The sequence below is a fragment of the Lysinibacillus sp. FSL W8-0992 genome (assembly GCF_038008685.1).
In the GTDB taxonomy this organism is placed as follows: Bacteria; Bacillota; Bacilli; order Bacillales_A; family Planococcaceae; genus Lysinibacillus.
Genome location: NZ_JBBOZQ010000001.1, coordinates 3,357,537 through 3,383,449, shown reverse-complemented (window position 1 = coordinate 3,383,449; position 25,913 = coordinate 3,357,537). Strand labels below are relative to the sequence as shown.

Below are 25,913 nucleotides of genomic sequence, written 5' to 3'. Positions count from 1 at the left end.
CTTAATTGTTAATCGGAACAGTGTTCCGATTATAGGAACAAGGAGGGATGAAGACTTGAAAATTGCAACAGATATCGGCGGTACATTTACTGACCTAGTTTACACAGATGAGATGGGAAATCTTCATTTTGACAAAGGACATACGACTCCAGGTCATTTTGAGGACGGTATTTTAAATGTATTAGGGCGACACGTTACGGAAGATTCATTGATTGAATCATTTATTCATGGTTCAACGGTCATTATTAATACATTGACGGAAAGAAAAGGGGGCGTAGTCGGGCTGATTACAACGAAAGGCTTCCGTGATGTATTAGAGATTGCTCGTGGTAATCGTCCAGACCTATATAATTTTAAATATAAAAAACCAGAACCTTTTGTAGAGCGTTACTTACGACAAGAAATTGATGAGCGCATCGATTTTAAAGGAAATATTATGAAAGCGCTTAATACCGATGAAGTTGGAGCAATTGTTAGGAAATTCAAGGAATTAGGTGTGGAGGCTATTGCTATTTCATTGATCCATGGCTATAAAAACCCAATTCATGAATTACAGCTAAAAGAAGAAATTGAAAAGCTTTGGCCAGAGGTGTACATCACACTTTCAAGCGAAACGATTAAAGAATACCGAGAATATGAAAGAACAAATACTACTGTTTTAAATTCATATGTAAAACCAATTGCACATGCTTATTTAAAAAACCTAAAAGAAAAATTAAGCTCGATTGGTATAACAGATCATTTGAAAATAATGCAATCAAACGGAGGAACGACAAGCTTTGATAAAGCGATGGAATTGCCAATTAATCTAGTTGAATCTGGACCTGTAGCGGGTATGTTTGGTGCTGCGAAACTAGGAGAGCTTTTAAATGAATCGAATATAATTGCATTTGATGTTGGCGGAACGACAGCAAAATGTTCACTCATTACGGAAGGAAAAGTAAATGTTACAACAGATTACTATATTGAAAGAAATGAAAAATTTGCAGGCTATCCGATTAAAACACCTGTTGTAGATATTGTTGAAATCGGTAATGGTGGTGGTTCCATCGCTCGTGTCGATCAATTCGGCTCCTTAAAAGTTGGTCCAGATTCTGCTGGAGCAAATCCAGGACCTGTTGCTTATGGCTTAGGAAATACGCAGCCAACAATTACAGATGCAAATGTCTATTTAGGTAGATTATCATTAGAAAACTTCGATAATCCAGTGTCTATTGACAAAGTGGAGGAAGCACTTACTGAAGCAATCGCGAAACCGTTTAATGTGACAGCAGAAGAAGCAGCACAAGGAATTTTAGATATTGCCAATTCTAATATGCTAAATGCTCTAAAGCTCATTTCTATTCGTAAAGGCTATGACCCTGAGGATTTTACAATGGTTGCCTTTGGTGGCGGTGGTCCACTACATGCGATTAATTTAGCTAAAGAACTGGGCATGAAGAAAGTTATTATTCCCTATGGCTCATCGGTCTTTTCAGCATTAGGGATGATGATGACAGAATATCGACAAGATTATATTCAAACCAGCTTAATGAATTTTGATAATCATCATTTAACAGCTATTCAAAAAAATATTGATGAGGCTATTGAAAATGCTTATGCGGAAGCACCTTTATCGAAGGAACATTATTATTTCGAGATTAATTATGATTTGCGCTATAAAGGTCAAGAGCATGCAGTTAAATTAAATGCATCAAATATTTCGATTCATGAAAAAGAGCTAGCTCAATTAGCAGAAGCTTTCCATATCAAACATAAACAGGAGTTTGCTTTCGACTTACCAGAGACTTCAATAGAGTTGGTAAATTTACATCTTACGATTTATGGAAAAGATGAAGCGGTCCAGTTTAAGGAGTTAGATTTCTCACATATTGAAGCTTCTACATGTATAAAAGCAAAACGAAAGTTATACGTCAAAGAAACAGGCTGGGTTGAGGTTAACGTATACGATCAACAAAAGTTAGTACCTGGCTATGTTATTGCTGGTCCTGCTATTGTGGAAAGTCTTACATCTACAGTTGTGATAAATGACAAGCAATCTATCGAAATAGATAAATATGGAAATCTAATTGTAGAGATGGAGGGGGAATAACACATGAAAAAAGATATTTTTGCTATAGAAATTATTCAAGATTCCTTGCTGGCCATTGGAGATGAGATGTTTGTTGCATTAGCACGCTCATCTATGAGCCCCGTTATCTATGAGGTTTTAGATTATGCCTGCGGTTTAACTGATGCTAAGGGGAATTTAATTAGCCAAGGTAATGGTGTGACAAGTTTTATTGGAATGTTGAGTCCAATGGTTCAACGAGTCATAGAAAAATTTGATAATGGGAGAAAATTAAACGAAGGTGATGTCATCATAATAAATGACCCTTATGTTGGGGGAGGCTCGCATTTATCAGATGTAGGATTAGTTTTACCAATTTTCTACAATGGAGAAATTATTGCTTATTCTGCAAATAAAGCACATTGGACCGAAGTAGGTGGGATGGACCCTGGTTCATTTACAAGTAATTCGAATGAAATCTATCAGGAAGGTCTTCAGTTACCAGGTGTAAAGCTTTATCAAAAGGGGGAGCTTAACGAAGGCATTTATGAAATCATATCTACAAATGTTCGTCTACCAGAGCTATCTATTGGAGATATGTTTGCACAAGTAGCAGCCTTGAAAACAGGTGAAAAACGGATTTCAGAGCTTTGTCGGAAATTTGGTGCTGAATCGGTGAAGTTGTCCATTCAAAAATTATTGGACAAGGGTGAAAAAATTGTAGAGCTTGAGCTTCAACATCTACCAAAAGGTGAATTTTATGCGGAAGACTTTATTGAAGGCGATCCATTAAAAGGTGGACCTTATCCAATCAAAGTGAAAGTAACAATTAGCGATGAAGAATTTATTTGTGACTTTAGAGGCTCGCACCCTGCTGTGAATGTGCCAGTAAACTGTTCACAATTTGGCTTAATGGCTAGTGTTCGTGTCATGTTCTTAGCATTACTTGGAGATATTGACGTGATTAATGAAGGTGTCTTTACACGCTTAACAATTCTTACAGATGATAATTCAATTGTATCAGCCAAGCGTCCACATCCTGTTTCGATGAACTTTGAGGCACGTATTGGGGCAGCAGACTTAATTTGGAAGGCACTTGCACCTCATTTACCTGAAAGATTATCAGCAGGGCATTTACAGTCTGTTTGTACATTTATTTTAACAGGCAAAAATCCTGAAAATAATGAATCATTCCTAATTGTTGAGCCTTCAGTAGGTGGCTGGGGAGCGTCAAATGATGACGATGGACAAAGTGGGCAATATTGTATGGGAGATGGAGAAACGTATAATCTTCCTGTTGAAATTGCAGAGACAAAATACGGTATTCAAATTGATGAATATAGCTTAAATTGCGATGGTGCGGGTGCAGGGCAATATAGAGGTGGTTTAGGTGTACGCCGAGTTTATACCGTTAATCATGATAGCCAAAAGGTTTCTGTTAACTTAGGTAGACATAAATTTGCACCATTTGGCTTAAATGATGGTGAGGAAGGCTCGCATAACTATCTAATTATTCATAAAAAAGATGGTACAAAGGTGGGACCAGTAGGAGTACTCGCCAATTATGAATTACAGAAAGGCGATCGTATTGAACTTGTCACAGCAACTGGGGGAGGCTATGGTAATCCACAAGAGAGAAGTACGAAAGCAATTGAAAAAGATCTATTAAATGGATATATTTCTTTAGAGGTAGCTGAAAAACGTTACGGTTACCAAAACGCATAAAAGGAGAAATATATAAATGACTGTCAAGACATTAAAAAACTCATTGGATATACTAGAATGCTTTGCAACTACAGAAAGCGCATTAGGTGTACGTGAAATTGCACGCATGACAAAATTGCATACAAGTGTTGTGCAAAGAACAATCAATACATTTACTGAAGCAGGGTATTTATTACAGGATGAAGCTACAAAAAAATATAAATTAGGTTATAAAATGTTTATATTTCATGACATGCTCTCCCATACAAATGACCCTCACTTTACAATTTATGAATTGATGCAAAGTCTTGCAAGTGAAATCAATGAATCAGTCTTTCTAACTTATATGGATAATGAGTATGGAGTCACAACAAAAATTGCTGAAAGTAGTAAGAATATAAAATATGCGGTGTCCTTAGGTACAAAAACACCGCTTTATATTGGTGCTTCCTGTAAAGTTATGTTTGCCTATTTAGACAAAGAAAGGCAGCTTGAATTGTTAGCGTATTTTCATGAGAAGCAGTCTGAAGAGGAGCATAAAAAGCTACTTGATAATTTACAAGAGGAGCTACAAGCCATACGACAAAATAAGTGGTGTGTTACTGTCGGGGAGTACAATGAACATGCTTTTGGTATAAGTGTACCATTATTCAATTATAAGAAAGAAATCATGGCATCTCTAACAATTTCTGGATTAGTATATGACATTGACGATCAAAGGGAGAAATACATGCTTGAACAGTTAGTGAAAATTGCGCATCAAATTCAATCTCACATATCTAAACTATAACAACAATAGGGGACCTGACACTATGAATAATAAAGTACTACATCCGCGGGCTTTGGAGCCCGTAACTTTACTAATGATTGTCTTAACATCTGTTGTAGGGGCAATTATTGGGATACAGCTAATTACGACTTTAGGAATTTCTGCTAATACATCCATCATTGGTGCGATATTTGCGATGATTTTAGGAAGAATTCCAATTGGAAAGCTAATTGCATTCAAATCCGTGCATAGACAAAATATTATACAGACTGCAATATCATCGGCTACTTTTAGTGCCGCGAGTAGTTTAATGTTGCCAATTGGAATTCCATATGTTTTAGGTTATGAAAATTTAGTTTTGCCATTGTTTATTGGTGTTATATTAGCGATGTTTGTGGATGCTTTATTATTATATAAATTTTTTGATACAAAGATTTTCCCAGCAACAGGTACCTGGCCACCAGGGATTGCAACAGCAGAGGCTATTAAAGCTGGTGATAAAGGTGGTAAAAATGCAAAGGTTTTAATTGGCGGAGTGTTAATCGGTATAGTGGGGTCCGTTCTTAAAATTCCAATGTCAGCTTTTGGGGTAGCATTTATCGGAAATATTTGGGCGCTTACTATGTTTGGAATTGGTCTTTTACTGAGAGCTTATTCTGTTCAATTATTTAATGTCGATTTGAATGAATATTATATTCCACATGGCGTTATGATTGGAGCGGGCATTGTAGCCCTTTTCCAGGTTGCTTTTAATTTGCTAAGTAAAAGAGCGACTAAAAAGTCAGAAGAATTAATCTATTCAAAAGACCAAAAAGAAATTCGACAAGGTTTTGGTGTAGGTTTTATTGCTTATTTAGCGATTGCATTATTAATTGCTTTAATAGGTGGTATGATTTCACATATGTCTTTTGGAATGCTCATTGGCTTTATCATTTTTGCAACCATTGCAGCATTTGTTCACGAACTTATCGTTGGGATTGCTGCAATGCATGCAGGCTGGTTCCCTGCATTTGCAGTAGCGTTTATCACACTAATTGTCGGAATATTAATTGGTTTCCCGGCACCTGCTCTTGCTTTGTTAGCTGGCTTTAGTGCGGCAACAGGGGTAGCATTTGCAGATATGGGTTATGACTTGAAAACAGGTTTTATTTTACGTGGAAATGGCAGTGATCCTGTATTAGAAAAAGAAGGACGTAAACAGCAAATGATTGCTGGTATGCTAGCATTTTCAATAGCTGCTGTTGTAGTTTTACTTTCCTATCAATCGTATTTTGAACAGGGTTTAGTAGCGCCTGTCAACCATGTATACGCAGCCACTATCCAATCAGGAGTGACTGGTGACGTAGCAAAACAGCTATTGATCTGGGCGATTCCTGGGGCATTGATTCAATTAATTGGCGGTTCAAAGAGACAAATGGGTATTCTGTTTGCGACTGGTTTATTACTAATCAATCCTATAGCTGGTTGGGCAGTGTTAGTAGGTATTTTACTTCGTGTTATTTTCACTTATATGACAAAAGGTAAGAGAGAATCTGAAATGACTGTTTTTGCAGCAGGTGTTATTGCTGGAGACGCTTTATATAGTTTCTTTTCTTCCATTCTGAAAATAGGAAAATAGAAAGGGGTAAGTGCAGATGGTAAAGGTGTTAACGTATGAGGATGGTTTAGCTGCTGTTTATGGAGGGGCGATCCTAGGAGGCGGCGGTGGCGGCCTCCTAGGGGAAGGCTTAAAGTTAGTGGAGGAAATTTTCGCTGCTGGAAACCCTCAACTTATCGATCTAAAGGCACTAAACCATGAAGATTTAGTAGCCTGTGTAGCGATGGTTGGAGCACCTTCAGCGGAAGAACAATATGTATCCAATGAACAGCTATGTTGGAGCTATCAACAGATGAATGCGTATATGGATCATCGATTAAAAGGAATTATTACGAATGAAAATGGTGCCATAACGACAATCAATGGTTGGTTACAATCGGTATTATTGAACGTACCAGTTGTTGATGCCCCTTGTAATGGACGGGCTCACCCGACTGCCATAATGGGTTCCTTAAACCTACATGAGCAACAAGATTATCAATCTGTTCAATTTTATGCAGGTGGAAAAGATGATTACACTATTCAAGGCTTAGCTGAAGGTAATTTACAAAACACAGCAAAAACAGTTCGTCATGCTTCTATTCTAGCTGGAGGAATGGTAGCGGTGACACGTAATCCTGTAACAATAGGCTATTTGAAGGAACATGGAGCACCAAATGCAATATCTGCCGCTATTGAGCTCGGATATAGCTTCCTAAATGGACGAACAATGGATGAAAAATTAGATAATATTATTCAACTGTTAAATGGCGAGCATATCGTATCTGGAGCAGTAAAGGATTTTTCTTTGATAAAGGAGAATGGCTTTGATGTCGGTAGCTTAACTGTGGAGGATGTTGAATTAACTTTCTGGAATGAATATATGACATTATCAAAGGCAGGGACCATTCAATCGAGATTTCCAGACTTAATAATGACATTTGATATTGAAGGGATGGTACCTGTTCCAAGTGCTAGCATTAAAGAAGGCATGCATATAGCTGTTATTCAAGTTGATCAAAGCCATTTAAATTTAAGCTCAACGATGAAAAATGCCAAGCTATTACAGGAAATTGATACGGTTATTGGTAAGGGTTTGTAAAAAGAAAAAATGCTAAAATAGCAAGAAAGCAACCTAATTCATAAAAGCTGCCAACATCTCATCGAGATGGGCAGCTTTTATTGTTCCTTCAGCGGGAGGGTATTACATACGATCAATTTCTTTCCTACTTCCTTCATAACGTATTTCTTACTTATGGCTTAAATGAACTTTCATTGTCTAAATGAATTATCGAATATTGTTAACGCGACTCTAATGAAGCGGCTTTTCGCAAAATGATCGCATAGTTGGTTATACATTAATCATTAAATGGAAAAGTTACGTTCAAACATATACGGTAAAAGCATTGTAGAAGGTAACATCGTTTAATAATAAATCCATAAAGCCTTGCTACATTTGGTCAAAGCCTTCGCGGACGCGAAAACAAAGCTAACTCGTTGTTCACATTTTTGTATTGTACTTCCACTATGCGGGTTAACAAACTTGAAATTTTAGGGAAAGTGTTCACTTTTATTGAAGATGATCGGTTACACTATACGCATTTCTTTGTAAAACAATATTTAATTGTATACCCGCTGAAGTTATTTAAAACTGTAAAAACACATAGCTTTTGTACATTACGCAAATTGTGAGCTTACAGAACAATAAAGTTTGTTCTGTATATTTATACTACAATATTCTGAATAATTAGTCAATTGATATGTGTTTTTTATTTGTTTTTCCTATATAAAAGGCGACATCGTTACCAACTTCCCATAGCAATACAGTATAATAGGCAAAGAGAAAGGACTGATTAATAATATGAATGAGTTAAAGAATAAGGTACGTAGCATATATGAGCAATTTGATGCGAGTCATGACTTTCAACATATTGAGCGCGTTTATCAAAATGCGTTAGCGATTTTACATACAGAGCCTAAAGCAGATGCAGACGTTGTGAAAATGGCGGTGCTTTTGCACGATGTAAGTGATAAAAAGTATACAGATAGTAAAGAGCAAGAAGACCAGTTGATTAATGAATTGAAAATAAGTGAAGCTAAAAAGCAACATATTCGTGATTGTATCGCACAAGTGTCATTTAATGGAGGAAATGAGTTAGAGGCAACTTCTATTGAAGCGAAAATTGTACGTGATGCTGATCGTTTAGATGCAATTGGAGCGATTGGAATTGCGCGGACATTTGCTTATGGTGGTGCCAAAGGTCGGAAATTATATGATGACACAGAGGAAGCAAGAACAACAATGTCTGAGGAAGATTATCGTAGTAAAAATACGTCGTCCGTTACCCATTTTTACGAAAAGCTATTATTATTAAAAGATTTAATGACGACTGATAAAGGCAAGCAAATGGCTAATGAACGCCATCGATTTATGGTATGCTTTTTAGAGCAATTACAAAATGAAAGAGATGGAAAAGCATAATGAGTCATTTAATCGTACAAAATTTAACGAAGACAGTGGGCGATAAAACGCTCTTTCAAAATATTGAATTTACAATATACGAAGGGGAACGTGCGGGTCTAATTGGCATAAACGGAACAGGGAAATCAACATTGCTATCAATTTTAGCCGGTCAAATCGAAGCGGATGCAATAGAGATTGATCGCCCAAATAAATATCGTGTTGCTTATTTACCGCAAGAACCTACATTTAATAGTGGCGAAACGGTACTACAGGCAGTGTTTGCCGGTGATTCTCCCGTTTTACAACTTAACCGTCAATATGAAGAAATTGTTGCAGCGCTCGCGTTAAATCCAACCTCAGAAAGCTTACAAAAAACATTGTTTAGCTTACAGCAGCGCATGGACGAGGAGCAAGCTTGGGACGTCAATGCACTTGCTAAAACTGCGCTGACAAAGCTAGGCATTGAAATGTTCGATAAGGAAGTGTTAACCCTTTCTGGTGGCCAACAAAAACGTGTCGCTTTAGCGAAAGTATTAATTGAACCAGCAGACCTTTATTTATTAGATGAGCCGACCAACCATTTAGATGTTCAGTCAACAGAATGGCTACAGGAAATGGTGTTACGCTTAAAGGGAGCTGTTATTTTCATTACCCATGATCGTTATTTCTTAGATGAATTGTCAACGCATATTTACGAAATAGCAGACCAAACGCTATATCGACATACAGGGAATTATGGAGACTTTTTAGAGGCTCGTGCAATTCGCGAGGAAATGGCTGCTGCATCAGCCCAAAAAGATCGCAATCGTTATCGTTCAGAGTTAAAATGGATTCGCCGTGGTGCGAAGGCACGCTCAACAAAGCAAAAGGCACGTATTCAGCGCTTCGAACAGCTAGAAGATAACTTAGAGCGCAAGTCAGATGATGTTTCACTTGAACTGGGCTTAGCAACAACGCGACTTGGACGAAAAGTATTAGAGGCTGAAAATATATCAAAGGCTTTCGGTTCGCAAAAAATAGTAGAGCATTTTACGTTTTTACTGCAACAGGGCGATCGAATCGGGATAATTGGTGCCAATGGCGTTGGGAAGTCAACTTTACTCAACATGCTTGCTGGTGAACTGTCGCCAGACAAAGGCGAAATTCATGTCGGTTCTACTGTGAAACTTGCACATTTTAAACAAACGTTACCGAAGATGAATGAAAATGAGCGCATGATTGAATATATTCGTGAAGCGTCAAATGATATTACAGATGCAGAAGGTGTACGCTATTCTGCTGCGCAAATGTTGGAGCGTTTTTTATTTCCGCTACATGCACACGGTACGCCGATTGGTAAGTTATCCGGTGGGGAACGCAAGCGTCTGCACTTATTAAAACTATTAATGGAGCAACCGAATGTGCTATTGCTGGATGAGCCAACCAATGACTTAGATATTGAAACACTTGGGGTATTAGAGGACTTTATCGAACATTTCCCAGGTGTCGTTATTACTATTTCTCACGATCGCTTCTTCCTTGATCGTATTGCCAAAAAACTATGGGTTTTAGACGGACAAGGCCATGTAGATGAGTCACTTGATATTTATAGTGATTATTTACAGAAGCGGGAGCAGGAAACGTCTGTGAAGGTGGAAGCACCGAAAGCTGACAAGCAGAAGGTCGAGAAGCCGAAATCAGATAAGAAAAAACTATCATTTAAAGAACAAAAAGAATGGGAAACCATTGCAGATGATATAGAAAAAACAGAGACTTCAATTATGGAAACTGAAGAAGGTATTGCAAACGCAGGCGCTGATTTTACTAAACTACAAGAGTTAACAGCTAAATTAGATGAGTTGAATGCCCATTATGAGCATCTGATCGAAAGATGGTCATACTTAGATGAAATCGTAAACGGATAAGGAGCGTATAACATGAAAATTATTACAATTGAGCCGACACCAAGTCCCAATTCTATGAAGATTATCGTCGATACGGAGTTACCGTTTGGCAAAAGCTTTAACTTTACTAAGGACAATAAAGACGAAGCTACTGGTGAAGCGGCAGCTATTTTAGCCATTGAGGGGGTTAAAGGTGTTTATCATGTAGCAGATTTCTTTGCAGTTGAGCGTAATGCAAAATACGCATGGGAAAGTATTTTATCGAGCATTCGACAAGTTTTAGGTGAGGATGTAACGGAAGCTAGTGATATACAAATTGCTAATGAATTTTACGGTGAAGTTTATGTCCATGTACAGTTTTACAAACAGGTGCCATTGCAAGTAAAGGTATTCGATAATCAACGCGAATACCGTGTAAGCTGTGGTGAACGCTTTGTCGATGCCTTCAATAAAATTATTGAAACAGATGTTGATGAAAACTATATCTTCCAACGTAAATGGATTGATTACGGTGTTCGTTATGGCGAGCTTGAGGAAATTGCTGAAGCGGTCAAACAGGAAATTGATGTAACTTATTCTGCACAACGTTTAGCTGACATTGTGGCAACGATTAATGATACAGAAAAGGTTTACCAAAAGCCTGCTAAACTAAAAATAACGGTGGAGCAGTTCCAACAGCCAGAATGGGAAAAACGGTTCCAATTACTTGACCAAATGGCGGATCCAGAGCTAGATGACCTGCCACTTTTAGATTTAGCGCTGCAAGATGAACAAATGTCTATTCGTCGCCTGGCAACAGTTTACTTAGGTATGATAGAAGATGTTGCAGTTGTACCGTATTTGGAAAAAGCATTACACGATAAAAGTGCAGCCGTGCGCCGTACTGCGGGAGACTGTATGAGTGACCTAGGCTTGGTGGAATTTGAAGAGGCGATGCAACAAGCATTGCAAGATAAAAATAAGCTTGTTCGTTGGCGCGCAGCGATGTATTTGTATGAAGTAGGGACAGAGCAATCATTACAAGCGTTAAAGGCAGCTGAAGAAGATAAAGAGTTTGAAGTGAAGCTTCAAGTAAAAATGGCCATCGCTCGTATTGAACAAGGTGAGGAAGCAAAAGGCTCTGTATGGAAGCAAATGACAGAATCACGTCAGCAATAGAAGCAAAAAATGCAAGAGCATCTAAACGTAGATGCTCTTGTTGTGCTTTGTAAAGAGAAGTTGATTTCCGAAATCGCCGATAAAACCTTGGGAATCGCCGATAAAACAGCTGGAATCGCCAATAGAACCTTGGAAATCGCCGGTAAAACTATTGAAATCGCCAATAGAACATCAGAAATCGCCGGTAAATTCTTCAGAATTACTTATAGGGTATGGTAAATATGATGAGCAATATTAGTTAAGTAGTAGGTGAAGCCGCTTTTTCAAAAGCTTTTTTAAAGGCATGCATATAATTTTCAATTGCACGTTGACTGATTTCTGCTTGAGGGACCATGTGTTCAAAGCCATGGAAGCAACCTGGATATAGATGGAATTCTGTCGGTACACCCGCCTTTGTCAGTCTCGCAATATATTCGATTGTTTCATCTCGGAATGGATCTAAATCTCCTATAAATGTATACGTAGGAGGAAGATTGCTATAATCCTCTGCATGGAGAGGAGCCGCATAAATAGGCGCATCCACAGCATAATTTGGGCCTAAATACATTTCCCATGCAAGGTGATTTTGTGGACCGTTCCATACTCGAGCATCTGTAATTTCGTCATTTGAAGGTAAAATACAACGATTATCAATCATTGGATATAGTGGCATTTGGAAAGCAATTTTAGGTCCTTTTCGATCCCGAGCCAAGAGTGAAACAGCAGCAGTTAATCCGCCTCCCGCGCTTGCACCATGGACAGCAAGACGTGTTACATCAATGCCTAATTCATCTGCATTTGCCGCTACCCATTCGAGTGCTGTATAGCAATCTTCTACACCAGCAGGGTAAGGGTGCTCTGGCGCTAAGCGATAGCCAACGGAAACGACCACACAATCTAATTGTGAAACAAGCATCTGACAACTTGCATCAAACATTTCAATAGACCCAATGATAAAACCGCCACCATGGATATACAAAATAGCAGGCAAAGTTCCGTATTTTTCAGTTGGTTCGTAAATTCGAATACGTACATCTGGTGCCCCGTTAGGACTAGTAATAAAGCGTTCTGTCGTTGTAACGTTTTCCATTTTTACTTCTTCGCTGCCAAGCGCTTCATTCATGACACTACGTGATTCAGCAATATTCTCTCTTGTTAAATTTAGTTCCTGCATAGCTGATAAGAACGTTGTTAACTCAGGATGTACTTGATTTTCCAATTGCATGCCCTCCTTATTTTTGAAAACGCTATCATTTTAATTGTGATTAAAATATCACAATTAAAATATAGTACAATGATTAAGAGAAGTCAAACGAAAAGATAGAGTATTTTGAAAATTGGGGGAATGACAATGCAGCTCCTTATCCAATCGGGTGATCTTGGCCCGAAATGGTTTCATGTAGCATTGCGAGCAATCGTCCTAATGGCGGAATCGAATGAACTACTAAAAAGTAATTATATTGCGGAGACGCTAGGGGAGGATGCGACCTTCGTCAGGAAAATTCTTGCGAAGCTCGCAGAACGGGACTATGTACAGGCACATAGTGGTCGCTACGGTGGCTATTGTCTAAATAAAACACCAGCGCAAATTACAATGCAAGATATATATAGTGTGCTAGGAAATGACAATGAAATACCCTATTGGTCAGTGCCATCTACTGGTTCAGAACGTTTTATCTCGATGATTATTGCGAAAGCAGAAAAAACGTTTCAATCTGTGCTGGCAGATTATACGATTCAGGATATTTTGGATAATAGAAGTAAATAGAGTGTAGGTGGCAGTTGCCAAACACTTTTTTGCTAAGGTAGAGTTTAATGCTACTATTGAGACATCAGAACATATAGGTGGAGCTGACGGCTACGACTCGAGTGGAAAAAACAAGCGAATTGACACCCTTGAAAAAATCGTCCACCTGTAGCATAATGTTGCGAAAGTTCATATTCCATAAAGGATATTGAATAGTTTGGGTATTTTCTGTTCTTTCATTACTGAAATAAATTTTGTATTTTCAGAAATTATAATAATCCTAGTTTAGTTGATTTTTAATTAAAAGGGTGTGTTGTAATGATGAAAAAAGTGATTTTATTTTTATTTTTCCTTATCGTTATGCCTATAGTACTTAAAAGTGATTTCATTTCTATTAATGAATCAAAAGGTAGTAATGTTTCATGGCAACTGGAAAATCAGGAAAGAAAATCTGCTATAAGTATTGTAAAAGATTTTGACTCTAATAGTGAAATACCATTGGGTTCATTGATTAATTTAAAGGGGGAAGGAACATATAAAATAATAACCTCTCTACCGGGGCAATGGAAAGTAACCTACTATGTAAGAATTGATAATAGTTTCAATATTACTAATGTAAATCGATTATCAATAGAACTTTATAAAGGAAGTATTAAAAGATATTCATTTACACATACAAAAACTCAAGCGACGTGTGTATTTGAAAGAAAAATAGGTTTATTAAGCTTTGAAACGACCGTAAATGTTAAAGTTTCAGGGAAGCAGTTAATTATTGAATAAATTATTTTTCAATGATTTTCTCAATTTCATAAATACGATTTTGTGGTGAATTAAATATCCATAAATCATATAAATCATTTAAATTCCTAACTAATGCAATTAATAAAAATATATAAATTAGCAGACGATAAAGATAATTGTCTGCTTTTTTTGTATAAAAAAAGATGAAGAGTAAGATAATTACACCTAAAGGTGACATAAAATAACCTGCTAAAATACCAATAAATAAAATATAATTTTTTTTGCTTTTTTCTTGGTTTTTTCTAATTTCGCTACAAAAAAAGTGATCTAGAGGCACATCATAGAACGTACTTAGCAATATTAAATTATCCAAATCAGGGTAGCTCTTCCCATTCTCCCATTTTGAAATAGCTTGTCTAGATATATTTAATTCACGCGCTATATCCTGCTGAGAATAACCTCTTGCTTTCCTCAATTCTCTTAAGCGATCCTTTAATTCTGTTTTCATATAATTCCCTCATTTCCTTGGAAAATATATATGCAACTAATAGTTTACACTATTTTGCAACCAATAGTTTCTTGAAAATCCGAAAATTCTAAATTATATATATTATTACTAACGTTGAAAGGAGTGGTGATGTTGTTTCACATAAAAAATTGTATTTTTGTTTAGCTGTTATGATCGTTTTATTACTGTGTCTGATTCGTGGCTATGATAATCCACACAATGCGTTTTCTAAGGAAGACTGTAAACAAAATTGGGCTATCTGTTTGATTTACAATGGTTCTTACGTAGAGAATACAAAAAGGCCAAATGTGAAAATAGCAATACTCGATAGTGGTATAAATAGTCAGCTTGATATATTAAAAGGAAAAGTAACAAAGTCATATAACGCTATTGATGATGCTATTTTTACCAAAGATGAATTTGGACATGGAACAATGATTGCAAGTATCATTGCATCCAATCCTAATCCGCATACAATTATAGGGGTTAATCCCAATGTGGAACTATTTGATGTTCAAGTGTTGAATAACAAAGGAACAGGGAAAATTGAACATATCGTCAAAGGAATAAAATGGTCTATTGAAAAAAACGTAGATATTATCAACTTAAGTTTTGGTTTTTCAAAAGATGATCCGCGATTAAGAAAAGTAATTAATTTAGCTTTATCTAAAAATATCATTATTGTAGCATCAGCAGGTAATACACTAGGTTTATCTACTGATTTTCCTGCAAAATATGATGGTGTATATTCAATATCTGCAATTGATAAAGACTTAAATAGATATAAATTAGCCGCAAAAGGAAAGATTGACTATGTTACACCAGGAGTGAATGTTCCTGTTATTAATCATATGGGTGAAAGAATTATAGAGAGTGGAACCTCATTTGCAACTGCCTATGCAACGGGTATCATGTCACTTGGCTTAGCAGACACAAATATTGAAATTACAACTAAAGACTTGCACAATAAGGATATTTTTGGGGAGGGTTTATTACAAATTCAATAATTAGGAGAGATAACTTATGAAAAAATCACTTATTTATAGTGTAGTGTTTATGTTGTTTATTTCATATGCTTTGCCTTCTTATGCCCAAACAAATAATGAACCTTTAGAGCAGTCTACACATAAAGTTAACGATGATATTACGATTTATGAAAAAGTATATATGAATGAAGCTGTGATAACAGCAACTTTAGAAAATGAAGAATTATTTGCAAAAAGTGAGTTAATTATCGATTTAGATACTAACGAGATTGTGCTTCAAAATTTATTAGATGATAAAACAAATAATATAGTTGAAAATCAATATGACGTTTATTTTCTTACAATTGAAGGGGAAGACTTTAGAGCTTTTTTCATAGATAAAGAAACAGGAGAAGAAATCTATATTAACTCTGAAAAAGTTCAAGCTTCTGTCGCTCCACTTGTAGTTGTGTTGGCTACTGTCGCTAGGTATTCTATTGCTAGAGCTATTGCAAAGCATGGTGCAGCTAGAGTTACACAAGCATTAGCAAGTAACGCAGCAAGAACAAAATTGCCCACAGATGGATTAGCAAAACAAGTGGCAAATGAATTAGGTTACAGGAAAACAAATTATTACTCTGATGGCGTAGCGGTATTTGAAAGGGCAGCAAGAGATGCGGTGAAAGGACCTAGGTATATAGCGCGTGATCGCACTAGCCACGGTGGTGGCGTTTGGAAAGGTGCTAATAAGATTGAAGACTTAGGTAGTCAAAATCGTCGATCAGGTACTTATGATGCAGTTCTGAAAAGAATTCGTGATTAGTTTTTGATAATATTTAATTAATATTTTAAAAATGGAGGTGCTTCTATCTGTGCATAGAGATATCGACTATCAATGGCGGATTACAAAATACAATCCTGCTTATCGAAATGCAGAAGGACATTATTTGAGGGATGAGTGGACAAGTGCTTCAGAAATTGGAAAATCTTTTCTTGGAGAAATATTAACGTTAGACGACTATTTACAGGTCGAGAAAGCATATGTCGATACGGTGATGAAATTTCTTGAGGTTTATCAAATTGAGAACGTACGACTGATTCATCTTGAGACGTATGGTTTGAGTAACGTTGATAAAACTTCGCCTTTATATGACCCATCGTTTGATACATTTCCATTGGCAGAAGATATGCTAGTAACGATTGATGAAATTCCTATTGTCTGTAAAATGGCGCTGAGAGATTATATTTATTGTCAACTGATTACCGAGGATTTCTTTGTCCAGTTCGGTGATGACTATTATCTATTTATTGGTGCTAATAGCATACAACAGGAAGCGATACAATTTGCGAGCGAGCAGAGACTTTTTGTAGAACAAATGATATCGCCGTATTATCTTTCTGAAAAAAATGTTATTCGAGAAGTGGCATGGAGCTTTCCTGGAGAAACAATAATAGAAGATAGTGAAATATTGAAAGATATGTCTTTAGAGGAGTTACAAACTATTTTTCAACTCTCTTCTATTCATCCAGTCACAGGCTCTTACAAAATTACAGAGGATAATGCGAAGTTTTTCCAAAAGAAAATCAAGCATAAAATGGACTTTAATAAGTATGAATACTATTTATTAGCTGGGAGTTAAGTAAATAGAGGTGTTCGAAGCCGTTTAATATAATATATGAACACAATCACTCGCCTAAAATGTTACATTTAAAGCGTTTTGGGCGAGTGTATGTTATTAGAAACCACTGTTTATTTGGTAAGGAGCTAATATACTAACATTTATAGTTATTGAAACATAGTAGTTTGTGTTTCCCCGAAATTCAAAATATTAAAGAGATAATAATTGAAATGCAATTAAATGACTTTATGCACGAAAATTACCCTAATTTACAACTTAGACCACCTTTATTTTATAGCTGGGATATAGGGATTCGCTTTAAACTAGGTGTTAATTGGAAATGGGAATTTGACTATCCAGATAACCCATATGTATTGGGGTGTTACAAAAGAGCCATTACGTTATTTGAAGCCCTGCATGCGCCAACAGAAAATATTTTTGTCGTGATGGATATCCATGATTTTAAAAATAATAGAAACTTAAAACGTAAATTTAAAAATTTTCCGCGCTATGTGAACAAGTCTTTAATGTTGAAATTAAGCCATGAGGCGTTACCATATATATTCCCTGAAGATGATGAAGAAGGGATATTTTTAACAAATAGATTTACTTTACAATGCAAAACATCCGATTTTAACTATAAACTATTGTTAAAAGCCATTTGCAATCAAGACTTGGAATTGAAACCGTATCTTGCCCATAGTGTTTACTTTATTAATAGTAATAGAAAAACCATTTTTCACGTCTATGATGACAGAGGTTGTGATTTGTTGGCAACTTCTCCCGCTGGAATAAAAGATATTTACGAGAGGCATAATGACTGGATTTTAGACTATGACAGAGCGGAAATTGATAAGGTATTTAAGAGAACTTCATAAATTAGTGTCTCCTATTTTTATAATAATCCACGAATAATAGACAAATAAAACACTCACCAGAAACGTTGCCGTAACAGCGTTTTTGGCGAGTGTTTTCTATTTATTTTACTTTCCACTAATATACATATATTTTATATCGAAAATATTAGCAAAAAAAGTTCCTGCGATTCTATGAATGATTATCATTTTGGCAAATATATTAGTAAATATACAATATGAAAATATGATTTGTAAATATTTTCTAATATAAAGGGGGCCTACTGAATGCAAGAACTAACTATAAAGAGAACGGAAACGTATAAACGAGATCGTGAAACGGTCATTGCGCTAACACAAAAGCTCGTTCGTATCGAAAGTGTCTATCGCGAAAATGATCCTCATGGTAATGAAGAGGAAGTAGCCAATTACGTCGCACAATATTTACGAGATATCGGTATTGAAACGTTTGTTGAGGAGGTTGTACCTGGAAGACCGAATGTCATTGGTATTATTGATTCGGGAAAGCCAGGGAAAACCCTACTATTTGAAGGGCATACAGATGTCGTAACCGAAGGCAATCGTGAGGCATGGACATATGATCCGTTCGATGCGGAAATTATTGATGGGCGTATGTATGGTCGTGGAACAAACGATACAAAAGGAAATCTTGCGTGTATGATTACCGCTTGTCAATCATTGCTACTAGATGGCGAGGAATTTACGGGCAAGATTATTTTATGCATTCCATGTGATGAAGAGGGTCTTATGCTTGGCATTAAGCATTTTATTCGCAATGGCTGGGCGGATGGCGTAGATGGGGCCATTATTTGTGAGCCGCAAGAAAACAATGTATGTATTGCACAACGTGGGGCCATTCGATTACAGGTCGATATTTTCGGCAAAATGGCACATGGCGCGATTTCTTGGAGTGGCATTAATCCGAATTGGCGTATGGCACGTTTGATCGTTGAGCTTGAAAAATTAGAAAAAGAAGAACAGGCACGTTTAGGACGTGACCCAATGCTCAACTGGCCATCGATTACACCTACGATTTTACGGGCTCCTGTAAAAGGGGATGCGCAAATTAATGTTATTCCTGATCATTGTATGACGACGCTAGATATTCGCACTGTACCAGCGCAAGATCATGATGAATTACTAGGGAAAATTGATGCGATTATTCAACGACTACAAGCAGATGATCCAGACTTTAAAGTGGCGCTTACGGTGCTTGATAATCGCCCTGCTACCGCTACTGCGAAAGAACAGCCAGTTGTACAGGCTATTTATGAAGCAGTGGCAGAAGTGACGCAAAAAGAGCCGATTTATAACGGTGTGCCAGGTGCAACGGATGGTACTTTCCTTCATGTACATGGTGTACCCATCGTCACGGTTGGGGCGGGTGATCGTGAAATTCCGCATCAAATTAATGAATATGTCGATATTGAAGAACTGGCGGAAACGACGGCCATTTACCGTTTAGCGGCATTAAAGTTTTTAGCAGGTGATGCGTAATGGTCAAAATTGCTGTTATTCCTGGAGATGGTATAGGCAAGGAAGTAATGGTGGAAGCGTTAAAAGTGCTCGAACAACTAAAGCAAGATGATCCAACTCTACAAATTGAAACGACCATTTTTCCATGGAGCTCGGATTACTACATGCAACATGGCACTATGATGCCAAAAGATGCACTTACAATATTAAGGAACTATGATGCAATTTTATTCGGTGCAATCGGTGATGCTCGTGTACCAGATGATGTTACAGTATGGGAATTCATTATGCCCATACGCAAACAATTCCAGCAATATGTAAATTTCAGGCCGGTCAAAACGCTACAAGGTATTGCGTCACCACTCGTAAATGGCAGGGAAATAGATATGGTTATTTTTCGTGAAAATACAGAAGGTGAATATTCCAATAGCGGTGGCCATATTTATCATAATCAGCCACAGGAAATGGCCATTCAAAATACAATTATGACACGGCTCGGCGTTGAAAAAATCGTACAAGCAGCCTGTGACTATGCATGTAAATATGGTAAGTCGAAAATTACAAGTGCTACAAAATCAAATGCCATTATTCATTCCATGAAATTTTGGGATGAGCATACGAAACATATTGTGGAAAAAGCCTCTCCAACATTAACGCTAGAATCTATTTATATTGATGCATTAGTCGCTTATTTTGTAGAGCGTCCTCAAGATTTTGAAGTTGTTGTGGCATCCAATTTATTTGGTGATATTTTATCGGATTTAGGGTCAGCAATTGTCGGAGGTCTTGGATTGTCTCCTTCGGCAAATTTAAATCCTGAAAAGGAGTTTCCATCGATGTTCGAGCCAGTGCATGGTTCTGCACCCAATATTGCAGGGAAAGGGATTGCCAATCCGATTGCACAAATTTGGTCTCTTGGATTATTGCTTGGGCATGTTGGTAGAGCAGACGCAGAAAAACGAGTTGTTTCAGCGATTGAAGCTGTACTTAAAGAGGGTGCCGTAAAAACAGCGGATATTGGAGGACAAGCGACAACCTCACAAATGGGCGATGCCATTTGTCAGGCGCTTGTAAACATAAGACAAACAGCAGGGGGTGTGTAACATGGCGGTGGCACAGCAAGTTATTATTGTGACAGGTGCTGGTGGAGGCATGGGGAAAGCAATTATTCAAGGGTTGCTTGAACAAGGGAATATTGTAATCGGTATTGATTTATCAGTTGCTTCACTGACTAACCTAGCGCATGAATCTTTACAAACGTACGAGGTAAATGTTCTACAAGAAGAAAGTATTCAGGCGATTACGAAAGAAGTTTTCGCGAAATATGGACAAATTGATGGACTCGTCAATGCACTAGGAATTGCACAAGCTGCAACACCGATTGAGCAAGTAACGATGGATGACTGGAATCGACTTATGGACGTAAATGTGAAAAGTTTATTTATTACGACAAAGGCAGTTGTTCCTTATATGAAGGAGCGAAAAAAAGGTTCGATTGTGACGATTGCATCTATTTCCGCAGTGCGTCCCCGTCCTGGTTTGCAGGCTTATATTGCTTCAAAAGGAGCAGCCGAAAGCTTTACACGCGGGTTGGCCATTGAGCTTGCATCTCATCAAATTCGTGTTAATACTATTCATCCAGGACCAGCAAATACGCAGATGCTAGCACAGTTTACAGCAGATGGTGCTGATACAGAGCAAACAAAGCACGATGTCTTTATACAATCAGTGCCACTAGGTCGTTTAGTCGATCCAACTGATATAGCAGGTGCAGTAAATTATTTACTATCAGACGCAGCAACAATGGTGACAGGCACAACGTTACATGTTGACGGTGGCCGTGGCTTATAGGAGGGGTACGATGCAAGTTATTCCGATGCTAATAAATGGTAAGTGGGTACAAGGGGATGGTAAGGGGTTAATAGATGTCGTAAATCCATCTACTGGTGAAGTACTCGCGCAACTAAAGAATGCTAGTAAGGAACAAGTAGACGATGCAGTACGTGCGGCTCGTCATGCATATGAAAGTGAAGAGTGGCGCCAAGTGAAAGCTTTTGAGCGTGGTCAGCTACTTATCCAATTAGCACAATATATACGTATGCATGCTGAAGAATGGAGTTTGCTAGAGTGTCGTGATGTTGGTAAGCCTTTGACACAGGCAAGGGCAGATGTTGAAGCGGCTGCTCGCTACTTTGAATTTTACGGCGGAGCGGCAGACAAAATTATGGGTGACACAATTCCTATCGAAGACGGTATTTTAAATGCGGTAGTTTTAGAACCAGTTGGGGTTACTGTCCATATTGTGCCATGGAACTATCCTTTACAAATTACAGCAAGAAGCGTTGCCGCAGCTATTGCAACAGGGAACGCAGTAATTGTTAAAAGTGCTGAGGATACTCCTTTGACGACGCATGCTTTGACGAAATGGTTTGCTGGAAAATTGCCGAAAGGAATTTTTCAGCATATAACAGGCTTAGGTCGAGATGTAGGACCATTTTTAACAACACATTCTGATATTGACCATATAACTTTTACAGGCTCTGTCCCTACGGGTATTGAAGTGATGAAGGCAGCAGCTCAAAATATTGTTCCTGTCACTTTAGAACTTGGTGGCAAATCGCCGAATATTGTCTTTGCAGATGCGCCGATGAAACAGGCATTAGAAGGGGTAGTCCGTGCTATTATCCAAAATGCTGGGCAAACATGTTCGGCGGGTGCGCGGTTACTTATTGAAAAAGATGTGAAAGAGGCGTTCGTCGCACAGCTAGTTACGAAATTTCAAGCATTGAAGGTCGGCCCAGGAGAAGCGGATGTTGATATGGGGCCACTTTTAAACAAACGGCAATACTTGAAGATTTCAACACTTCTGCAGCAGGCGAAAGAAAATGGCTATGTTATCTCTGGTGGCGAAACAATTACGATTAAAGGCTATGAAAAAGGCTATTATATTCAACCGACGATTCTCGATGGCGTAGATGCCAATGCTGCACTCGCACAGGAGGAGATTTTCGGACCAGTGTTAACTATATTGACGTTTACAACAATAGATGAAGCAATTGCATTAGCAAACGGAACCGATTATGGATTAGTAGCAGGTGTTTGGTCAAAAGATTTAGACACAGCACATTATGTGGCAAGTCGGGTGAAGGCTGGACAAGTGTTCGTCAATAATTATGGCGCAGCGGGTGGAATTCAAATGCCGTTTGGAGGTTATAAAAAGAGCGGTATTGGTCGTGAAAAGGGCTTTGTTGCATTAAGAAATTATACGCAAATGAAAAATATTGCAATACGCTATACGACACCCAATCTCGACCGTGAGTAGGAGGATAGGATGTGGAACAAGCAAAAGACAAGCAAGTATTGTTGGAGGTTAATCACTTAAATGTACAATTTCATTTAAAAAATGGTAAAAAGGCAAAAGTAGTTGATGATGTAAGCTTTGTTATTCATAAAGGTGAAACCGTTGCACTTGTTGGAGAATCGGGCAGTGGCAAGAGTATAACATCGCTGTCAATTATGCGTTTGCTTCCGATGCCACCTGGTGAAATTACTAAAGGTGATATCATTTTAAATGGAAAAAATCTATTACATTATAAAAATAAAGAGATGAGTATGATACGTGGCAATGAAGTGAGTATGATTTTTCAAGAGCCGATGACGTCACTTGATCCTGTTTTTACAATCGGCAATCAAATGATGGAAGCGATTCGAAGGCATCAAAAAGTCTCCAAAAAACAAGCAAAAGAAATGTCACTACACCTATTAAAAGAAGTGGGCATTGCAAATACGGAAAAAATTATAACAGAATATCCACATCAGTTATCAGGCGGGATGCGTCAGCGTGTAATGATTGCAATTGCAATGTCCAATAATCCACAGCTATTAATCGCAGATGAGCCTACAACAGCTTTAGATGTAACCGTGCAAGCGCAAATCTTAAAGCTAATGATGAAAATGAAAAAAGAACAGCACTCAGCCATTTTGTTTATTACACACGATATGAGTGTTGTTGCTGAAACGGCAGACCGTGTGATGGTCATGTATGCTGGACAAATTGTGGAAGAGGCGCCTGTCCGAGAGCTCTTTCTCCAGCCCAAACATCCTTACACAGTTGCTTTATTAAAAACGATGCCTAGTCTTGAAACAGACATGACTAGATTACCTTCTATCCCTGGCACTGTGCCACCAGCCTATGCACTGCCGGATGGCTGTCGTTTCGCACCACGTTGTCCATTTGTTATGGAGCATTGTCGTCAAATAACGCCACAGACTAGGCTTATCCAGCCTGACCATAGCGTACGGTGTCATTTATTCACGGAGGAAGGAGCACTTACACATGACGGAGAGAGAAGTTTTACTTGAAATTCATCATTTAAAAGCCTACTTTCCTGTGAAACGCAAGTCTATGAAGGAAGAGAAAAAAGTCGTCAAGGCTGTTGATGATGTTTCAATTGAAATCTTCCGTGGTGAGACCCTTGGGATTGTTGGAGAGTCAGGTTCAGGTAAGTCCACGTTTGGCCGTACAATTTTAAAGCTCGTTGAACCGACAGATGGAGAAATTTTATATAAAGGCCAACCTATTCAACATTTGAAGGGACGCCATTTACAAAAATATCGCAACCAAATGCAAATGATATTTCAAGATCCGTTCGCATCGTTAAATCCAAGGATGCGTATTGGCTCCATTATTGAGGAACCGATGGCATTACAATTAACGTTGTCAAAAGAACAACGTAAAAAAAGAGTTAGCGAGCTTTTACAAAAGGTTGGTTTACCTGATGATGCTATGCATAAATTTCCACATGAATTCTCGGGTGGGCAACGACAACGAATCGGTATTGCTCGTGCACTTGCCATCAATCCAGAGTTTATTATTGCAGATGAGCCTGTTTCTGCATTAGATGTTTCGATACAATCACAAGTATTAAATTTAATGATGGATTTACAGGATGAATTTCATTTAACGTATTTATTTATTTCACATGATTTAAGTGTTGTAAAACATATAAGTGATCGTGTTGCGGTGCTGTATTTAGGGAGAGTAGTAGAGCTAGGCTCGAAAAAAGAGTTGTATGCAAATCCCCTCCATCCATATACACAGGCATTACTATCTGCGATACCTACTGTCAATTTTGATGAACCAAAGCAATTAGTGCCATTACAAGGGGAGCTACCAAGCCCTATGAATCCACCGATTGGCTGTGTATTCCATACGCGCTGTCCATTTGTTATGGAGAAGTGTCGTCTGGAGCGACCTATACTGCAACAAATAGATGCACAGCAGCAAGTAGCATGTTTTTTACATGAATAAAAATCTGAATATTCAATTTATTATGCTGAGAAAGTCATTATATAACCATTTCTAAAGGGGGTGGATAGATGTTCGGCAATATTACCGACGTACCTGGCGTGAAAGTTGGTCATGTAGAAAATAAAGAGGGGATAACGGGATGCACTGTCATTCTAGTAGAAAATGGAGCAGTTTGTGGCGTCGATGTACGAGGCTCTGCACCAGGTACTCGTGAAACGGATGCTCTTGATCCAATCAATGAAATTCAGCAAGTGCATGGCATTTGCTTAGCTGGTGGGAGTGCATTTGGCTTAGACGCCGCAACAGGTGTCATGCATTATTTAGAGGAGCAAGATGTTGGAGTAGATGCTGGTATTGCAAAAATACCAATTGTACCTAGTGCTGTATTGTTTGACTTATTTATCGGTGATCCACATACAAGACCGACAGCTCAGATGGGCTATGAGGCAGCTGAAAATGCGACAATTGGACCTTTTGCAAACGGCAATATAGGTGCTGGATATGGCGCTACAGTAGGTAAGCTAGCAGGTCCGCAATATTGTATGAAAGGAGGATTGGGCAGCAGCTCGCTGGAAGGCAAAGAGGGGCTTGTAGTAGGAGCACTGGTAGCGGTAAATGCAGTAGGTGATATAAAGGATCCCAATACAAGAGCAACCATTGCGGGAGCACGTAACCGAGAAACGGGTCAATGGATGGATAGCTGTACGTATTTAGAAGAGCATGGACAATCACAGGCACTATCTGGCACAAATACGACAATTGGCGTTGTTGCTATGAATGCTATGTTTACAAAGTCAGAGGCGAAAAAAATTGCACAGCTTGCACAAAATGCGTTAGCACGCACGATTTATCCTGTCCATACAATGCTAGATGGCGATACGATTTTTGTTTTGGGCACTGGACATCAAACGTATCCAGTAGACTATCTTGGACACTTAGCAACTAAGGTCGTAGAGGAAGCAATTATTGCTGGGGTTAAATGTGCTGCTAAATTAGAGGATGTTGAAAGCTATACTAGTATTTCAAAACACGGACAAAGGGCAAAGGGGGAGAAACGATTTGAAGCAGATTAGAAATTGGTTTTTACT

At 38.1% G+C, this 25,913-nt stretch carries 24 protein-coding genes; 22 read left to right on the top strand and 2 right to left on the bottom strand.

What is annotated here, in order from left to right; translation table 11 throughout:
* The first annotated feature begins 55 nt into the window (after positions 1-55).
* The 9 genes from NSQ74_RS17025 to NSQ74_RS16985 all read left to right on the top strand — a co-directional run bounded on the left by NSQ74_RS17025 (position 56) and on the right by NSQ74_RS16985 (position 11,823).
* A complete protein-coding gene (locus tag NSQ74_RS17025; protein WP_340824888.1) occupies positions 56-2,092 on the top strand; it encodes a hydantoinase/oxoprolinase family protein in 2,037 nt (678 codons plus the stop codon).
* A 3-nt stretch (positions 2,093-2,095) separates the two neighbouring features.
* Positions 2,096-3,775 (top strand): hydantoinase B/oxoprolinase family protein, encoded by a 1,680-nt coding sequence (locus NSQ74_RS17020; protein WP_340824887.1) that lies wholly within the window; start codon positions 2,096-2,098, stop codon positions 3,773-3,775.
* A gap of 16 nt (positions 3,776-3,791) precedes the next feature.
* The gene (locus NSQ74_RS17015) at positions 3,792-4,544 is read left to right on the top strand and encodes an IclR family transcriptional regulator (RefSeq protein ID WP_340824885.1); all 753 of its coding nucleotides are present in this window, start codon (positions 3,792-3,794) and stop codon (positions 4,542-4,544) included.
* 22 nt (positions 4,545-4,566) lie between these two features.
* The gene (locus tag NSQ74_RS17010; RefSeq protein ID WP_340824883.1) at positions 4,567-6,141 is read left to right on the top strand and encodes an OPT/YSL family transporter; all 1,575 of its coding nucleotides are present in this window, start codon (positions 4,567-4,569) and stop codon (positions 6,139-6,141) included.
* Between the two features lie 16 nt (positions 6,142-6,157).
* Entirely contained in the window at positions 6,158-7,201 is a 1,044-nt protein-coding gene (locus NSQ74_RS17005; RefSeq protein ID WP_340824882.1) for an S-methyl thiohydantoin desulfurase domain-containing protein, read from the top strand.
* A gap of 759 nt (positions 7,202-7,960) precedes the next feature.
* A complete protein-coding gene (locus NSQ74_RS17000; RefSeq protein ID WP_340824881.1) occupies positions 7,961-8,581 on the top strand; it encodes an HD domain-containing protein in 621 nt (206 codons plus the stop codon).
* Positions 8,581-10,467, top strand: a complete 1,887-nt coding sequence (locus NSQ74_RS16995; protein ID WP_340824880.1) for an ABC-F family ATP-binding cassette domain-containing protein — start codon at positions 8,581-8,583, stop codon at positions 10,465-10,467. The genes NSQ74_RS17000 and NSQ74_RS16995 overlap by 1 nt, the downstream gene beginning before the upstream one ends.
* A 12-nt stretch (positions 10,468-10,479) precedes the next feature.
* On the top strand, positions 10,480-11,604 hold the full coding sequence (locus tag NSQ74_RS16990; protein WP_340824879.1) for a conserved virulence factor C family protein: 1,125 nt from the start codon (positions 10,480-10,482) through the stop codon (positions 11,602-11,604).
* A 9-nt stretch (positions 11,605-11,613) separates the two neighbouring features.
* Positions 11,614-11,823, top strand: coding sequence for a hypothetical protein (locus NSQ74_RS16985; RefSeq protein WP_340824878.1), 210 nt, complete (start codon positions 11,614-11,616; stop codon positions 11,821-11,823).
* Between the two features lie 19 nt (positions 11,824-11,842).
* Here NSQ74_RS16985 and NSQ74_RS16980 read toward each other — a convergent pair whose 3' ends face one another.
* On the bottom strand, positions 11,843-12,802 hold the full coding sequence (locus tag NSQ74_RS16980) for an alpha/beta hydrolase (RefSeq protein ID WP_340824876.1): 960 nt from the start codon (positions 12,800-12,802) through the stop codon (positions 11,843-11,845).
* A gap of 126 nt (positions 12,803-12,928) precedes the next feature.
* Between NSQ74_RS16980 and NSQ74_RS16975 the strand changes: the two genes are divergently transcribed.
* Positions 12,929-13,351, top strand: a complete 423-nt coding sequence (locus tag NSQ74_RS16975) for an RrF2 family transcriptional regulator (RefSeq protein ID WP_340824875.1) — start codon at positions 12,929-12,931, stop codon at positions 13,349-13,351.
* A gap of 297 nt (positions 13,352-13,648) precedes the next feature.
* A complete protein-coding gene (locus NSQ74_RS16970; protein WP_340824874.1) occupies positions 13,649-14,110 on the top strand; it encodes a DUF5626 family protein in 462 nt (153 codons plus the stop codon).
* Position 14,111: 1 nt separating this feature from the next.
* Here NSQ74_RS16970 and NSQ74_RS16965 read toward each other — a convergent pair whose 3' ends face one another.
* Positions 14,112-14,579 carry a helix-turn-helix domain-containing protein gene (locus NSQ74_RS16965; RefSeq protein ID WP_340824873.1) on the bottom strand — a complete coding sequence of 156 codons (468 nt, stop codon included), beginning with the start codon at positions 14,577-14,579 and terminating at the stop codon, positions 14,112-14,114.
* Between the two features lie 308 nt (positions 14,580-14,887).
* Here NSQ74_RS16965 and NSQ74_RS16960 point away from each other — a divergent pair, with 308 nt between their 5' ends.
* The 11 genes from NSQ74_RS16960 to NSQ74_RS16910 all read left to right on the top strand — a co-directional run bounded on the left by NSQ74_RS16960 (position 14,888) and on the right by NSQ74_RS16910 (position 25,898).
* A complete protein-coding gene (locus NSQ74_RS16960; protein WP_340824872.1) occupies positions 14,888-15,586 on the top strand; it encodes a S8 family serine peptidase in 699 nt (232 codons plus the stop codon).
* A gap of 16 nt (positions 15,587-15,602) precedes the next feature.
* A complete protein-coding gene (locus tag NSQ74_RS16955) occupies positions 15,603-16,367 on the top strand; it encodes an SAR2788 family putative toxin (protein ID WP_340824871.1) in 765 nt (254 codons plus the stop codon).
* A 49-nt stretch (positions 16,368-16,416) separates the two neighbouring features.
* Positions 16,417-17,184, top strand: coding sequence for a DUF7683 domain-containing protein (locus tag NSQ74_RS16950; protein WP_340824869.1), 768 nt, complete (start codon positions 16,417-16,419; stop codon positions 17,182-17,184).
* A gap of 209 nt (positions 17,185-17,393) precedes the next feature.
* Positions 17,394-18,041 carry a DUF3885 domain-containing protein gene (locus NSQ74_RS16945; RefSeq protein ID WP_340824868.1) on the top strand — a complete coding sequence of 216 codons (648 nt, stop codon included), beginning with the start codon at positions 17,394-17,396 and terminating at the stop codon, positions 18,039-18,041.
* Between the two features lie 264 nt (positions 18,042-18,305).
* Positions 18,306-19,535, top strand: coding sequence for a M20 family metallopeptidase (locus tag NSQ74_RS16940; protein WP_340824867.1), 1,230 nt, complete (start codon positions 18,306-18,308; stop codon positions 19,533-19,535).
* Positions 19,535-20,617: a tartrate dehydrogenase gene (locus NSQ74_RS16935; RefSeq protein WP_340824865.1), complete on the top strand. Its 1,083-nt coding sequence runs from the start codon at positions 19,535-19,537 to the stop codon at positions 20,615-20,617. Before NSQ74_RS16940 ends, NSQ74_RS16935 begins: the two co-directional genes overlap by 1 nt.
* A gap of 1 nt (position 20,618) precedes the next feature.
* Positions 20,619-21,365, top strand: a complete 747-nt coding sequence (locus NSQ74_RS16930; protein WP_340824863.1) for an SDR family NAD(P)-dependent oxidoreductase — start codon at positions 20,619-20,621, stop codon at positions 21,363-21,365.
* 10 nt (positions 21,366-21,375) lie between these two features.
* On the top strand, positions 21,376-22,836 hold the full coding sequence (locus NSQ74_RS16925) for an aldehyde dehydrogenase family protein (RefSeq protein ID WP_340824862.1): 1,461 nt from the start codon (positions 21,376-21,378) through the stop codon (positions 22,834-22,836).
* Positions 22,837-22,847: 11 nt separating this feature from the next.
* Entirely contained in the window at positions 22,848-23,876 is a 1,029-nt protein-coding gene (locus NSQ74_RS16920; protein WP_340824861.1) for an ABC transporter ATP-binding protein, read from the top strand.
* Positions 23,851-24,825, top strand: a complete 975-nt coding sequence (locus tag NSQ74_RS16915; RefSeq protein ID WP_340824860.1) for an ABC transporter ATP-binding protein — start codon at positions 23,851-23,853, stop codon at positions 24,823-24,825. Before NSQ74_RS16920 ends, NSQ74_RS16915 begins: the two co-directional genes overlap by 26 nt.
* 68 nt (positions 24,826-24,893) lie before the next feature.
* The gene (locus NSQ74_RS16910; RefSeq protein ID WP_340824859.1) at positions 24,894-25,898 is read left to right on the top strand and encodes a P1 family peptidase; all 1,005 of its coding nucleotides are present in this window, start codon (positions 24,894-24,896) and stop codon (positions 25,896-25,898) included.
* Positions 25,899-25,913 lie beyond the last annotated feature (15 nt).